The sequence below is a fragment of the Sphingomonas sp. NFR15 genome (assembly GCF_900103265.1).
Lineage (GTDB): Bacteria > Pseudomonadota > Alphaproteobacteria > Sphingomonadales > Sphingomonadaceae > Sphingomonas > Sphingomonas pollutisoli.
Genome location: NZ_FMWX01000008.1, coordinates 1 through 14,002, shown reverse-complemented (window position 1 = coordinate 14,002; position 14,002 = coordinate 1). Strand labels below are relative to the sequence as shown.

Annotated in this window: 13 protein-coding genes; 5 read left to right on the top strand and 8 right to left on the bottom strand. The window is 63.6% G+C overall.

Translation table 11 applies throughout. The features are described 5' to 3' along the window. Positions 1 to 7 precede the first annotated feature (7 nt). From BLS81_RS16530 to BLS81_RS16520, 3 genes are read right to left on the bottom strand one after another with little or no spacing between them, the layout of a single operon-like run. Positions 8 to 454, bottom strand: coding sequence for a hypothetical protein (locus tag BLS81_RS16530; RefSeq protein ID WP_176787214.1), 447 nt, complete (start codon positions 452 to 454; stop codon positions 8 to 10). Beyond that, a complete protein-coding gene (locus BLS81_RS16525; protein ID WP_093225538.1) occupies positions 441 to 1,040 on the bottom strand; it encodes a macro domain-containing protein in 600 nt (199 codons plus the stop codon). Before BLS81_RS16525 ends, BLS81_RS16530 begins: the two co-directional genes overlap by 14 nt. Beyond that, the gene (locus BLS81_RS16520) at positions 1,037 to 1,660 is read right to left on the bottom strand and encodes a hydrolase (RefSeq protein ID WP_093225798.1); all 624 of its coding nucleotides are present in this window, start codon (positions 1,658 to 1,660) and stop codon (positions 1,037 to 1,039) included. The genes BLS81_RS16525 and BLS81_RS16520 overlap by 4 nt, the downstream gene beginning before the upstream one ends. A 277-nt stretch (positions 1,661 to 1,937) precedes the next feature. Here BLS81_RS16520 and BLS81_RS16515 point away from each other — a divergent pair, with 277 nt between their 5' ends. Together BLS81_RS16515 and BLS81_RS16510 are read left to right on the top strand one after the other, a co-directional pair. After that, positions 1,938 to 2,222, top strand: a complete 285-nt coding sequence (locus tag BLS81_RS16515) for an alpha/beta fold hydrolase (RefSeq protein ID WP_218123143.1) — start codon at positions 1,938 to 1,940, stop codon at positions 2,220 to 2,222. 54 nt (positions 2,223 to 2,276) lie between these two features. Continuing rightward, a complete protein-coding gene (locus BLS81_RS16510) occupies positions 2,277 to 5,219 on the top strand; it encodes a sensor histidine kinase (protein ID WP_143023382.1) in 2,943 nt (980 codons plus the stop codon). Positions 5,220 to 5,258: 39 nt separating this feature from the next. On the opposite strand, the gene BLS81_RS16505 is transcribed toward BLS81_RS16510, so the two are convergent. The 4 genes from BLS81_RS16505 to fumC form a co-directional block, all read right to left on the bottom strand. Continuing rightward, positions 5,259 to 6,731: an MFS transporter gene (locus tag BLS81_RS16505; protein WP_176787213.1), complete on the bottom strand. Its 1,473-nt coding sequence runs from the start codon at positions 6,729 to 6,731 to the stop codon at positions 5,259 to 5,261. A 35-nt stretch (positions 6,732 to 6,766) separates the two neighbouring features. Then, positions 6,767 to 8,263 (bottom strand): malate dehydrogenase (quinone), encoded by a 1,497-nt coding sequence (gene mqo / locus BLS81_RS16500; protein ID WP_093225533.1) that lies wholly within the window; start codon positions 8,261 to 8,263, stop codon positions 6,767 to 6,769. Beyond that, positions 8,260 to 8,637 carry a cupin domain-containing protein gene (locus BLS81_RS16495; RefSeq protein ID WP_093225532.1) on the bottom strand — a complete coding sequence of 126 codons (378 nt, stop codon included), beginning with the start codon at positions 8,635 to 8,637 and terminating at the stop codon, positions 8,260 to 8,262. Before BLS81_RS16495 ends, mqo begins: the two co-directional genes overlap by 4 nt. Before the next feature lie 95 nt (positions 8,638 to 8,732). After that, positions 8,733 to 10,211 (bottom strand): class II fumarate hydratase, encoded by a 1,479-nt coding sequence (fumC, locus tag BLS81_RS16490; RefSeq protein ID WP_093225530.1) that lies wholly within the window; start codon positions 10,209 to 10,211, stop codon positions 8,733 to 8,735. A gap of 182 nt (positions 10,212 to 10,393) precedes the next feature. Between fumC and BLS81_RS16485 the strand changes: the two genes are divergently transcribed. The 3 genes from BLS81_RS16485 (at position 10,394) to BLS81_RS16475 (ending at position 13,786) form a co-directional block, all read left to right on the top strand. Further along, positions 10,394 to 11,641, top strand: coding sequence for a threonine/serine exporter family protein (locus BLS81_RS16485; RefSeq protein ID WP_176787211.1), 1,248 nt, complete (start codon positions 10,394 to 10,396; stop codon positions 11,639 to 11,641). Continuing rightward, entirely contained in the window at positions 11,638 to 12,357 is a 720-nt protein-coding gene (locus BLS81_RS16480; RefSeq protein WP_093225528.1) for a YoaK family protein, read from the top strand. The genes BLS81_RS16485 and BLS81_RS16480 overlap by 4 nt, the downstream gene beginning before the upstream one ends. 167 nt (positions 12,358 to 12,524) lie before the next feature. Next, positions 12,525 to 13,786, top strand: a protein-coding gene (locus tag BLS81_RS16475) for an IS3 family transposase (protein WP_371128298.1) whose coding sequence is annotated in 2 segments (ribosomal slippage) — positions 12,525 to 12,777 and positions 12,777 to 13,786 — 1,263 coding nt in all. Because the reading frame shifts where the segments join, the coding sequence is not laid out codon by codon here. Here the strand turns inward: BLS81_RS16475 and BLS81_RS16470 are convergent. Further along, a partial coding sequence (locus tag BLS81_RS16470; RefSeq protein ID WP_143023379.1) for an integrase core domain-containing protein occupies positions 13,681 to 14,002 on the bottom strand: 322 nt, incomplete at its 5' end. The genes BLS81_RS16475 and BLS81_RS16470 overlap by 106 nt on opposite strands.

Sequence of the window (14,002 nt, the reverse complement as noted above, 5' to 3'; positions counted from 1 at the left end):
AGGAAGATCAGGGCGCGGTGGTAGCTTTCCCGTTCAGACCATCAATCGTCACCTTGCCGTCAGCGGCGACAAGCACGCTCACGCGCCGCACGCCTTGGCTGGCGACCAGCACCATGCCTGAGACGCCGGCATTGTTGAGGAACAGATAGGACGAGGCGCCGCCCGCCCGATCGAACTTCACATGCGCGCCCTTGTCGTCAATTTCGATCGCGGCAGTCGGTCCGCCCGCCACGGGGTTGGCAAGTTTAACGGAAGGACGGTCCTGCTCGTCGAGCTGCACCGTCACAGCCGGCTTGGCATCGCGGCCGGTCAGCACGATCGACGGCGTTCCCTTTGCCGCAGACATCAGGATGCGAGGCGCACCAGCTGCATCGACAATGCGGACCTCGGAAGTGACAATGGGCGGCGGTGGCGTGTGTTGCATACAGTGCTCCTGAACATCAATGATCGGCAACAGCCGCGCTGAATGCGGCAACGGCGTGGGAGAAGCGCGGTGCCCCCACGTCGAAGGACCAGCTAGAGAGCGAAGTGCGCTGGACGAGCCCGATTGCCTGCAGCCGCGCTTGCGCATCGAGGGCCGCCGCCAATCCCGCCACCATGGCCTTTGGCGCGCCGCTCGTCTGGTCGGGCTCCAGGCCGCTATCCAGCATGCTCGGCGCCAGCGCGCCCGAGCTGGCGCCCAGCGCCAGGGCAGTCGAGACCGCCAGCCGCACGGCAGATGATAGCGCCGACGCGGACCAGCCGATCGGCGAGCCCATGCCTAAGATCAGCAGCGCGCGTGCGGCTACCGTTGCGGGCGGCTGGTCGATATAGAGCGTTTCACCGACATTGGCGTGAAAGATGCCCTCGCCCCGCAGCCACAGCAGCGTCCCGCTAAGGGCATGATCCAGATGGGCGAGCCCCCCGGTCGGCGGGCCACCGCCGAGTTCGGCCTCGAACATACAGGCGCAGGACAGGTCGACCTGCGCCGCGCTGCCATCCCACGCAGCGACTTCGATGGCGACGCCATGCAGTGTTCCAACAATCTGGCGCTGCGTCATGGGTGGATCATGTCACGGGCATAATCGAGGCCGATGCCATAGCCGCCGCCATGGTCGACGACGATGCCGCGCGCCGCCTCATAGGTGTCGTGCCGGGTCCAGTCGCGCTGCAGCTCGAGCAGGATTTGGAGCCAGGAGGTCGGCACCGCGCCGGCCTGCGTCAGGCGCTGCAGCGCCGCCTCATGGCTGGCAGGTGTGAGGCCGCCGCACGCATCAGTTACGACGCGCACCGCATAGCCTTCGGCAAGCGCCGAGAGGACGGGAAAACTGACACAGGCTTCGGTGAGCAGCCCGGCCACGACCAGCGTGCGGCGGCCGGTCGCCACCACGGCGGCTTTGGCCGCTTCGTCCTCCCACAGGTTCATGTTGCGCCGCTCGATCGGGGTGACCTCAGGCAGCACCGCGCGGAGCGGCGGCATCAGCGGCCCGCTATAGACCTTCGAGGCGGAGGTGCTGACGATCACCGGCACGTCGAACGCCTTGGCAGTCTTCGCGAGCGCGACGAGGTTGCTGCGCACGCTCTGGCGGTCCCCCGACCCGGTGGCAAAGGCAAGGCCCGCCTGTGCGTCGACGATCAGGACCGCACAATCCTGCGGGGTAATGAGGCTGGCAGCGGTCATCGGCGCGATCTCCATTGGCAAAGCAAGCACAGCTAGCCCAGGTGGCGCTCCGCGCGCTTGTCGATTCCGCCGCCTTTTTGGCGGTGTTTGCCGCGGGCGAAGCGCGGCGGAACCTCCGTCGCCAGATGTCCGGAACCGACAAAAGACCAGACGGAGCGCCAATCCGGCCGGCCGCGAGGCCGCCATGGTGCGGCGCCGCGTTCCCAAGGATTTCGCTCGATGATCGCCTCCGCCAGCCATATCCTCCGTGCCAACGACATCCGCCAGAACTATATCGATGCCGGCCGGTGGTGCTGCTCCACGGCTTCCCCGAGACAATTTCGCCTGGCGCCGCCAGATCCCGGTGCTCGGCGAGTTCCATCGTATCATCGCGCCGGACCTGCGCGGCTATGGTGAGACCGACAAGCGCACCATGGCGCGCGACCTCGCCGAACTGCTCGACGCGCTCGGCATCGATCGCATCGCACTGCTAGGGTATGATCGCGGTAGTCCCTGCTATGAGCCGGGATCAGAGGCAGTTTTGATCATGGCCCCAACGCTGGGATGCCGACGTAAGGGGTAAGTGATATTGGCGTACCGGTCTGGTCGGGCGGATGCTCGCCGCATCTTTGCCGCGGTGGCTCTCTTCGCCAACATAATGATTTTCAGCGCAGGCGCTAAACCGACTGGCACTGCTCCTGCCCCTGCCTACCGACTTACGCGATGGTCGTTTGCCGACGGCGCGCCAGCCGGCATTCGCGCCATTGCTCAGACCCTTGATGGCTTCCTGTGGCTGGGCACGTCGAACGGCCTTTACCGCTTCGATGGCGTTACGTTCGAGCGAATAGAAACTGACGACCGGCGGCCCAGTAGGTCCAGGCAAGTCAACGCCCTGCTCGCAACCCAGGATGGACAGCTTCTGGTCGGCTACCAGAAGGGGGGAATAGCCGTCTATCGCGGGGGGCGGCTCGTTGATTTGCGATTGCCGGCTCAGGTCGTGGGATATGCCGCTCAATTGACGACAAGCCCCGATGGGAGCGTCTGGGCTCTGCTTCAAGGCCCGGACATGGCGTGGTTGGGCCAGCTTCGCCAGCGGCGATGGCGCTGGTTCCATTCGGGCACAACGCTACCAAGTCAACCCGGCCAGTCAGTTTTGCCCGTGCGCAACGGTGACACCTATCTCGCAATGCATCCCTCGATCCTCCGCCTCCGTCGCGGCGGGGTTCGGTTTGAAGTGCTCCCGACCAGGGTCGGCCTTGGCGCAAATCTACTGGAGGATGCCGCCGGCAGGATCTGGATCGCTGACGAAACTTCGATCCGGAGCGTCCTGACGCCAAGCACCGGCACCAAACTACCTCCGTTTCGCTTCGACAACCAACCCCGGCCGTCAACCGTGCTGCAATCTGGCGAAGTATGGATCGGTGGCGATGACGGCCCAGCTCTACGCTACAATCCGGGCGCCATCACGTCGCCGCTGGCTCCCATGCCCACCCAGTCGCTCGCCACCCCGTCCGGTTCAGGACTGGCGCGAACGCTGTCGATATTCCAGGACCGTGAAGGCAACATCTGGACCGGCCGCGTTACCGGCCTGGAGCGGTTGACACGTGGGGGACCTGCGATCCTGTCTCCGGATCTCGATTTGACGACCGGCTTCGTCAGGGCCGGGCGAGCGGGTGACATCTACGTCGGAGCTCGAGACGGCATCTATCGCCTAAACCGGCTCGGCGCTGCCCCCTCGCGCATTCTCCTGGCAGGCAGGCAGATCTACATGCTCTGCGGAGCCGAAGATGGCCGGTTGCTCGTCGCAGACGTCGACCACACCTACCTTATTTCACCAAAAGCCCCTCCCCGGCTGATCCGCCAGAACAACGAGTTCACGCCGCAATCGTGCGCAGTTGATCGGCAGGGCAGGTTTTGGGTCCAGAAGCACGGGCTTTTCTCGGTCCAAGAGGATCGCTTTGTGAAGGCACCAGACTCGCTCGGTCCGCAGCAGCGAGGACGCGTACTACGGATGCTCGGCGCAGCGCTGGTCAACTACAGTCCCCGCCCCTACATCGTTACAATGCGGGACGGTCGCACCACGCAGCTCTGGGGTGGCAAAGACGTCGTCATCGGTACCGTCCAAGCGATTGTTCCGTTCGATACCGGCTTTATCGCGGCGGGCGAATACGGACTTGCCTACCACGACAGCTCAGGCTTTTCCGTCCTGGACGCGCGACGCTACCCCTTCCTTGGAGCAGTGACCGGCCTGACCACTACACAGGATGGGCGAACGTGGCTCATCGGGCGCGAGGGCATCTTCTCTTTGGCGACAAGCGATCTTCGCAGCGCCTTCAAACATTCGGGCGCACCGCTTCCGGTGTCGCGTTTTGGTCACGAGCAGGGTCTGCAGTCTCGCCTGTCCAGCGACGAAGCGAACGATGCCATGCAAGATGTTGACGGCAACATCTGGCTCAACACAAATCAGGGACTGGCCTGGATCGATCCGACGGCCCAACTCGGGGCCAAGGTGGGTCCGAACGTCGTGATCCAAAGTCTCGACGCGGCGGGCAGACACTATCTGGGCAGCAGCGCGGTCATCTCGCTACCAGTCGGCACCACGGACTTGCGGTTCGACTTCACAGCGCTGGGCCTCACCGATGCCGGTTCCAATCGCTTCCGCTATAGGCTCGACGGTCGGGACCAAGAATGGACCGACGCTGGTAGCCGCCGCGAAGCCTTCTTCACGAATCTCGGGCCGGGCCGATATGTGTTTCGGGTGAAGGCAGCAAATAGCGCGGGCATATGGAGCCCGACCGACGCCACTCTCTCCTTCGCCATCAAGCCGGCGTTCCATCAAACCAAATGGTTCATTGCGCTGATCGCGGGCATAGCCTGTGTGGCGCTCTGGCTGCTGTACCGCCTTCGGCTAGCGGCGGTGGGGGAACGGTTGAGACAAAGGATTGAGGGTCAGGTCGAAGAGCGGGAGCGGATCGCGCGGGAACTTCACGATACCTACTTGCAAAGCGTCCAGAGCTTGATCTTGCGGTTCCAAGCCATCGCGGAAGGAATCCCCTCCGGGTCCAGAGGCCGCCTCCAAATAGAGGAGGCGCTCGATCGTAGTGACGAAATCCTCGTTGAGGGACGAAAGCAAGTCCTGAACTTGCGCAACATCGGCGCAGTGGCAGACCTCGAAGCGCGCCTGCTCCCCCTGCTCGAGAGTCGCGAGACCCTGCATACGGTTGGCCGTCAACGCCTCGTCTGCGCGCCCATCGTTGAGCAGACCGCGGCAATCGTCCGCGAGGCGCTCCTGAACGCGAGGCGTCATGCTGCCGCCACCGGCATAGACGTGAGCATCACGTGCCGCCGACGCGGATTGACGGTCGTGGTGCGAGATAATGGTGTGGGAATTGACACCGCGACAGCGGCGGAGGGGCGCGAAGGACATTTCGGATTGTGCGGCATGCGTGAGCGGGCCGAGAAGATGCACGCCCGGCTCGTCATTGAAGGAACCCCGGGAACCGGAACGATCATTCGCCTGGAGATTCCCGCACGCACTGCCTTCCGGGCGCCGTCACGTTGGTTGCGCCTGATAGGCTGAGGACCCCGTAACCCCCGCCAGAGAATGGTGGCGACCATATCAGAGAGCGGCCTCTGGCTCCGGATCGTCCAAATCGACCGCCGGCACGCTTGCCGCGATCGCGGCCCCTGCCCCCGCGATGAGCGCAAGCAGAACGAAGACCCAGCGAAAGGCGGCGAGCACGTCGTCAGCGGGCAAAGCTGCCGAACCAACACCTGCGCTTCCCACGCCGCTGAACTTGGCCTCGATCAAGAGTACGGCGCCGGGCACACGGTATTCCAGCACCCCGATAAGGATAGCCGAGGTGATCGCCGTGCCAAAAACGCCGCCGATCGACCGCGCGAAGGACAGGGTCGCCGTCGCGACGCCGAGGCGCGCCTTGCCACCGGACCACTGCACCATTGTCTGCGCCGCGGGCATCGTCGTCCCGAGCCCCAGGCCGAACAGGATCGAGGCGCAACCGATCGCCCAACCGCCATGCTGCACGGTCGCCGCCAGGACCGCGAAACCAAGCGCTGCCAATGCCAGCCCCCACACAAGCGGCCCTCGGGGCAGCCCCGTTACCGAGATCCGCAACCCCGTCCAGGTGGAAACGATGACCTGCGCGAGCGTGAACGGGATGAGCAGCAGCCCGGCCATACTCGGGCTCATTCCCAACGCCAGCTGAAGGAAAAGCGGAACCTGCACGACCGCGGCAAAGAGTGTTGCCGCGAACAGACCAGTCACGAGCGTCAGGCGCCAAACGATGGGCTGCTGGAGCAGACCTGGCGATATCAAGGGTGCGGTGACCCGCCGCTCTATAGGCAGCAGCGCGGCGAAGGCGACCACGCCGATCGCGCCTAGCGTCAACACTTCGGCGGACGTCCAGCCCAGTTGATGTCCGAGCATTAAGCCGAGCAGCAAGCAGATCGTCCCGGCGGCAAATGTCAGGGTGCCAACAATATCGAAGATGAACTTTCCCGCGCCCTTCTCGGCAGACATCGCCCAGGCGGCGGCCGTCGCGCCAAGCCCTAGCGGCACGTTGATCCAGAAGATCCAGCGCCAGCCGGCATGTTCGGAAAGCACACCGCCCAGGAGCGGACCGATCGTGCTCGCGAGCGCGAACAAGGCTCCGAACCAACCCTGGAAACGCCCGCGGTCCTTCGGCGCGACAGCCTCACCAATCAGCGATTGCGACAGCGTCATCAAGCCGCCGCCACCAAGACCCTGCACCGCACGCGCGACGACGAGCGTCGTGAGGTCGGGAGCGACGCCACAACCCAGCGATCCGGCGATGAACATCGCCAGCGCTCCAAGAAGCGCCGTTTTGCGCCCCACCGCGTCGCCGATGCGGCCATAGATCGGCGCCGCCACGGTAGCGGCGAGCAGATAGGATGTGACAATCCAGGAGACGCTCGTGAAATCGTGCAAGGCCGCGGCGATCGCCGGCAATGCCGTCGATATGATCGTCTCGTCCAGGGTGCCGAGGAACATCGCCGGGGCGACGCTGAGGAACACGCCGCGAAAGGCCTGGCTCGTCGCGGTTGTATTCACCGGCGCAGACTTAGGTGGGGGAGCCATGGCCTGCCTCACGCTATGTTCTCTATCTTAAGTATCGGCGCAGTCGCCGCACGGGTGACGCGGCATGCTTCGGCATCCAGGCTAAGGTCGATTCCGTACGTCGGAATGATTGCCTTAAGCGCCGGCAGCCAGGCGCCGTCGGTCAGTTTCTCAGGAAAGCATTTCTGCAGCACCTCAAGGGCGATGAACGCAGCCGTCGATGCGCCCGGTGACGCCCCAAGGAGTGCCACGAGCGATCGGTCGCCTGCGGCCACCAACTCGGTCCCAAACTCCAGCACGCCGCCCCTATCGGCGTCGGGCTTGATCACCTGCACGCGTTGGCCCGCTACTGCTTCCTTCCACTCGAGCCGCTTGGCGTTGGGAAAGAACTGCTTCAGCGTTTCGAACTGGTGCGCGCCGGTCTGTAGTACCTGGCCGATAAGATATTCAGTCAGCTTGGCATTGTCCTTCGCGACTTCGAGCAGCGGAACGATGTTGTGCGGCGTCACCGATCGGAACAGGTCGGTTAGCGAGCCATGTTTGAGGAACTTGCTCGAGAAGCCGGCATAGGGGCCGAACAGTAGCGACGTCTTGCCCTCCACCACGCGGGTGTCGAGATGCGGGACCGACATCGGAGGCGAGCCCGTCGATGCCTTCCCATAGACCTTTGCGTGATGACGTGACGTGACGGCGTCGACCTCGCAGCGCAGCCAGATGCCGCTGACCGGGAAGCCGCCATAGCCGTTGCCCTCCGGAATACGCGATTTCTGGAGGAGCTCGATCGAAGCGCCGCCAGCGCCGATGAAGACGAAGCCTGCCGAAACCGATTGCCGCGTACCGTCGAAGGTGTCCTCGACCTCCACCTGCCAGCGCCCGTCAGCTTCGCGCGACAGTTCAACCACCTTGCGGTTATAGTGGATCGCAACACTTGGCTGCACCTGAAGATGCGCAACGAGCAGATGCGTCAGCGCGCCATAATCGACGTCAGTCCCTGTGATCATCCGGGTCGCCGCGACCGGTTGATCTTCGGCACGGCCTTCCATGATGAGCGGAGCCCATTCAGCGATCTGCTTGCTGTCCTCGCTATATTCCATGCCGTGATAGCAATGGTGTGCCGACATCGCTTCGAAGCGCGCCCGAAGGAAGGCGACGTTGTCCTCGCCCCAGACGAAGCTCATGTGCGGACAAGGGTGCAGGAACGCGCGCGGATCGGGGATCGCCCCCTTGTGGACCAGATAGGCCCAAAGTTGCCGCGACAGGTCAAATTCGGTGTTGACCTTAAGCGCCTCCGAGATGTCGATGCTGCCATCTGCGCGCTGCGGCGTATAGTTGAGCTCGCAATTGGCCGCGTGACCGGTGCCGGCGTTGTTCCATGCCTGCGAGCTTTCCTGGCCGCAATCGTACAAGGTTTCGAACACCGCGATCGACAAGGTCGGATCGAGCTCTTTCAGGACGGTGCCGAGCGTCGCGCTCATGATCCCGGCGCCGATCAGCACGATGTCCGGGCGGTCGCTGTGCGTGCTCATCGTTCGCTATCCTTTTTGATGAATTGCAGGTCGGCGCCCTCCTGGTAGACCACATAGGCACGCCGCCACGGCGCATCGCCGATCAGGCGCCAGCGGTGGCCGGTGCCGCTATTGTCCTGGGCAAGCAGGACTTCGCCCGGCTGCAGCGTGAAGGTCGCACCCGAGACGGTCTCGAATTCGATGGTGCCAGACAGCATCAGAACGAACCGGGGCACGGGATCCTGGTGCCATGCGAAGGTTCCGCCGGCTTCTGTTTCCTGAAATGACAATGCCGAAACGGCAATCGACTGGCCCACCGCGTCGCCCCGCGCGCCGGGCGACAGGTCGATCATGCCTTCTTCGAATAGCGAATTGCCATCGTCGCCCGTCCACATTCGCACGCATCTAATCATCGGATGCCCTCCTTATTGACTATCCGCCGCGCCTATCGTGCTGCGCCACGGCAGACACCATTTGCCGTTTGCCGATCTCAGGCGCCTGCGACGCCGCTGCCGACCAACTCCTGCGGATTGACCACGCGGTCGAACGTGGCCGCGTCGACTTTGCCCGATTTGAGCGCGGCATCGCGCAGGGTTGAGCCGTCGGCATTGGCGGCCTCGGCGATGTGGGCGGCATTGTCATAGCCGATCACGGGCGACAGCGCGGTCACCAGCATCAGCGATTCGTTGACGCTGTCGTCGATCCGCTGGCGGTTGAGTTCGGTACCCTCGATCGAGAAGGTTCGCATCTTCTCACACATGTCGCCCAGGATGCGGGCGCAATGCAGTACATTGTTGATGATGATCGGCCGCATCGCGTTCAGTTCGAAATTGCCCTGGCTGCCGGCAAAAGCGACGCTGCAGTCCTCGCCGATCACCTGGATGCAGACCATCACCATCGCTTCGCACTGGGTGGGATTGACTTTGCCCGGCATGATCGAGGAGCCTGGCTCGTTCTGGGGCAACAGCAGTTCGCCCAGACCGCAACGCGGGCCGGAGGCGAGCCAGCGCATGTCGTTCGCGATCTTCATCAGCGCGACGGCGAGACCACGCAATGCTGCGGAAACGGCCACCATTCCGTCGAGCGATCCTTGTGCAGCGAACTTATTCGGCGCCGTGACGAATGGCTTGTGTGTCAACGTTGCGATCGATTGGGCGATATCGATCGAGAAGTCCTTCGGCGCGTTGAGGCCGGTGCCAACGGCGGTGCCTCCGGCTGCGAGCCGGTAGATGCCGGCCATCGAACTCCGCACAACCGCAATTGCATCGCGTACCTGCGCAGCATAGCCCGACCATTCCTGGCCCACGGTGAGCGGCACCGCATCCTGAAGATGCGTGCGACCCGTCTTCACTACGTGCATCCACTCGTCGGCCTTAGCTTCGATCGCGGTGGCGAACTGTTCGGCTTGGGGCAGCAACACGTCGTCGAGCTCGAATATGATGGCGATGTGCATCGCGGTCGGGAAGGTGTCGTTTGACGACTGGCCCATATTCACATGATCGTTGGGGTGTACCGGCGCTTGGGTGCCGAGTTTCCCGCCGAGCAACTGGATCGCGCGGTTCGATAGCACCTCGTTGACGTTCATGTTGGACTGGGTGCCCGAACCGGTCTGCCATACGTAAAGGGGGAAATGCTCGTCCAGCTTGCCAGCAATGGCCTCCTCTGCAGCGCGGATGATCGCATCGGCGCGCCATTGCTCCAATCGCCCGGCCTTCGCGTTTACCAGTGCCGCTGCTTTCTTCACATACCCATAGGCGTGGTAGACTTCCTTCGGCATTTTGTCGTTGCCGATCGAGAAATGCTGCAGCGAGCGCTGGGTCTGAGCGCCCCAATATCGATCCGCCGGGACATCCACGGTCCCCATCGAATCGAACTCTTGCCGGTCGCCGGTCGCGTTTATCCCGATGGGGACGTCGTGAAGGGTAGGCGCGGCGGCAGGATCTGCGCTGGCATGGTCGAGGTTGGTCACGTTGCACTCCTGTTGTCGAACGATTCGAAGCTTTCTCAGCAGGTCAACAGGCTCATAGATTGTCGGATTTTGCGCCGCAGCATGCGGAGCGCGGTGTTTTGTATATTCTTGATGCTGAATTTGGCGAACCAGCTTCGCGAACGTCCTGTGCATGTATGCTTCTTCAGCAAGGAGGGTCGGTTATGCTTCAGGATCAGACGGATGCGAGCGGTGAACTGGTCGCAGTACTGCATGCAAATGGCCAACAGACCGCGGAAACCGAAAGGATCCTGCACCGGCTCACACGGACGTGGGGTGAACCTGCAGTCCTGCTGCCCGGCTGGCAGAGCAGTGCGATCAAGGACTCGTCGCTGACCACGGGTACTGTGACGATGCTCGCGGCAGTGCCCGACAGCGTCGCCATGAACCGGGTCGCTGCTGCGGGCAGAATTGCGGAGGCCGCGCGCATCGGACGACTGAACCCAGCGCAGATGGTAACCGAGCTTCGGTCGGTCCGGAACCTGCCGCTGGCGTCCGATACGGCGTTCGCGCTCGCAAGTGCGATCGGAGCCGCCGCCCTGGCGCTCAGTTTTGGAGCGCTTCATTGGCTCACCTTGCTTGTCGTCAGCCTGAGCGCCGGCTGCGGTGCGGTTTTGCGCCGCCGGATCGGTCGCGCGGGTGGGTCAGCCTTCCTGCAGGTCTTCCTGGCGGCCCTGCTCGCCGGGATAATCGGGGCGATTTGCGTCCGCCTGGGCGTGAGCTCCGATCTCCGGCTGATGGCGGTGTGCCCCTGCATGGTGATGGTGCCCGGACCACATCTGCTGAACGGTGCCCTCGATCTTCTCGATAACCGGCTTCCGCTCGGCGCCTCGCGACTGTTGTTCGCAACGCTTACCCTGTCTGCGATTGCTGCGGGCCTGCTGTGCGGGCTGCTGGCGCTGAACGTCACGCTTCCCCCTGCCCCTCCGGGTCGCGACGTCCCACTGGCGATCGTAGTGATCGCAGGCGGGGTCGCGGCAGCGTGCTATTCTACCTTCTTTTCGCTCCCTCGACATCTGCTCGGCTGGCCGGTCTTCGCCGCGATGCTGGCCGATGCCGCACGATGGGCGGCGATGACGATCCTGCATCTCAGCCCTGCGGGGGGTGCCGCCGTCGCTGGACTGATCGCGGGCCTTTTGTTGGTCCCCGTTTCACGGCGATGGCATGTCCCGTTCGCCGGGATTGGCTTCGCCGCGATCGTATCGCTGATGCCGGGCGTTTTCGTCTTCCGGATGGCAGCAGGGATCATCGCTCTGTCGAGTGCGCCTACGACATCCGTACCCAACCTGATCGAGGCAGTTGCGCTGGACGGGCTGACCGCAGCGCTCATCATCGCCACGCTGACGCTTGGCATCATCATTCCCAAACTTTTCTATGACGCCTTGGCTCGCCATTGGGGGGTATCGGCATGAGCGCGGACCCCGCATCTGCGAGTGACGGGTCGGTTGAGCCAAACTCCGCCTGGCTGGCCGCCACCCTCAGCTGCATCGCGGGAACGGTGGACGTAATCAGCTGGATCACACTGTCTGGCCTGTTTACCGCGCACGTTACCGGCAATCTCGTCGTGATGGCGGCCGACGGCGTGGCCCGCCGCGAGATGCATCTGGCCGCGGCGATCGCCGTGCCGTTGTTCATCGCTATCACGGCCACCATCGGTGCAGCGGTTCAGATCCTGCAGCCGCCGAGACAATGCAAGGTGCAGGTACTGCTTGCGGGACAGTTCGTATTGCTGGCGGCATGCGCCGCGTTTGTGTCGATCGCGGGGTCTTCCGGCGACATTTGGGTAGCGGTACTGGCCATCGCCGCAATGGCAACGCAGAACGCGCTGCTGCACCTCAGCGTAACTCCAGTGCCGACAACGGCGGTGATGACCGGCAATATAGTATCCGCGACGCTGGCCATGGTAGCTCTTTTACTGGCGAAGGGGGCCCTGAGGGATGCTGCGCAAAAGCAATGGCGTCAGGCGTCGCCCATTCTGTTTGGCTTCGTAATGGGTTGCGTGGCGGGCGCTGGCGCCGCGGCGTGGCTGGATCGTGGCGCGTGGTTCGTGCCCGCCGCACTCTCGGCTCTCTTGTGGGCCGGTGTGGGCGGGAACGGTTCATCCAGGTTCAAAACAAAGGGAATTTGACAAGGGGTTGGTCAGAGGAATGATTGCTGAGCGACAAAGATCAATCTCGCGTCAACCAGCCAAAACGCCTCGGGTTCTTACAAGAAATTGCCGTGGACAGGTCGTGACGTGCTCCCCTGAAATGTGACCGATTTTGAGTAGAGTCCGACACAAAGGAGTCGGACGGAATGAAGCGGAGCAGGTTCAGCGAAGAGCAGATCATCGCGATCTTGAAGGAGCATGAGGCTGGTATGCCGACGGCGGAGGTATGCCGCAGGCACGGGATCAGCGGCGCGACGTTCTACAAGTACAAAGCCAAGTTCGGCGGCCTGGAGGTATCGGAAGCACGGCGGCTGCGCGCGCTCGAGGATGAGAACGCGAAGCTGAAGAAGCTGCTGGCCGAGGCGATGCTCGACAACGTGGTGCTGAAGGATCTGGCCTCAAAAAAATGGTGACGCCTGGCGCTAAGCGGGAAGCGGTCGCCCATGCTCGTGAGCATCACGGGCTGAGCGAGCGCCGGGCGTGCAGTCTGGTTGGCGTGAGCCGCCGGGTAATCCGCTATCAGCCGACAAGGGTTGATGATGCGCCCTTGCGGGCGCGTCTACGTGAGCTGGCGGCGGAACGCCGCCGGTTCGGCTATCGGCGCCTAGGCTATCTGCTGGCGCGCGAGGGCATGACACCCAACCACAAGAAGCTGCTGCGGAAGAACCTGCGGGTTCGCCGCCGTGGTGGCCGCAAGCGCGCCCTGGGCACCAGGGCGCCCATGGTGCTGCCGGACAGACCGAACCAGCGCTGGTCGCTCGACTTCGTTTCCGACACCCTGACCTGCAGCCGTCGGTTCCGCATCCTGTGCGTGGTCGATGATTACACGCGGGAATGTCTGGCGCTGGTGGCCGACACTTCGCTGTCGGGCGTGCGGGTCGCTCGGGAGCTGACGCGGCTGATCGGACTGCGTGGCAAGCCGCACACGGTGCTCAGCGATAACGGGACCGAGCTGACCTCATCGGCCATCCTGCGCTGGTCGCAGGAGCGGCGGGTCGAGTGGCACTACATCGCGCCCGGCAAGCCGATGCAGAACGGCTTCTTCGAGAGCTTCAACGGGCGCCTGCGGGACGAATGCCTCAACGAGACGCTGTTCACGTCGCTGGCTCATGCCCGCTTCGTGCTCGACGGCTGGCGGCACGACTACAACCACGTCAGGCCGCACTCGAAACTGGGCGGGAAGACCCCCGCCGAAATCGCCGGCCAACGTGTCTGGGGGCATGCCCCCAGACACGTTGCCATCACGTCAAACAACCATGATGAAGTGAGCCGCTACCCGTTCTTGGACCACCCAGCCGGGTGTCATCCAGCTTCTACCGGCAGCGGCGGGCCATGTGCCGCTGACCGGTTCACCAGCGATATCGGCACCTTGTTGCCGATCGCGCTGTGTGGCCGCACCTCGTTATAGTCTCTACGCCAAGCCTCGCATTTTCGGACCGCGTCGTCGAGGCTCATGAACCAGTGCTGGTTCAGGCACTCCGCCCGGAACTTGCCGTTGAACGATTCGATGAACGCATTGTCGGTCGGCTTCCCCGGCCTACTGAAGTCGAGCACGACACCGCGGGTGTACGCCCACAGGTCCAGGTCGCGTGAGATGAACTCGCTGCCTTGATCGACCCGGATC

What these genes read in the sequence shown, in the direction of transcription:
- BLS81_RS16485 (WP_176787211.1), top strand. Translation starts at nt 10,394, where the DNA reads ATGCTTCAGGATCAGACGGATGCGAGCGGTGAACTGGTCGCAGTACTG.
- BLS81_RS16520 (WP_093225798.1), bottom strand. Translation starts at nt 1,660, where the DNA reads ATGACCGCTGCCAGCCTCATTACCCCGCAGGATTGTGCGGTCCTGATC.
- BLS81_RS16480 (WP_093225528.1), top strand. Translation starts at nt 11,638, where the DNA reads ATGAGCGCGGACCCCGCATCTGCGAGTGACGGGTCGGTTGAGCCAAAC.
- BLS81_RS16525 (WP_093225538.1), bottom strand. Translation starts at nt 1,040, where the DNA reads ATGACGCAGCGCCAGATTGTTGGAACACTGCATGGCGTCGCCATCGAA.
- BLS81_RS16495 (WP_093225532.1), bottom strand. Translation starts at nt 8,637, where the DNA reads ATGTGGACGGGCGACGATGGCAATTCGCTATTCGAAGAAGGCATGATC.
- BLS81_RS16515 (WP_218123143.1), top strand. Translation starts at nt 1,938, where the DNA reads ATGCCGGCCGGTGGTGCTGCTCCACGGCTTCCCCGAGACAATTTCGCC.
- mqo (WP_093225533.1), bottom strand. Translation starts at nt 8,263, where the DNA reads ATGAGCACGCACAGCGACCGCCCGGACATCGTGCTGATCGGCGCCGGG.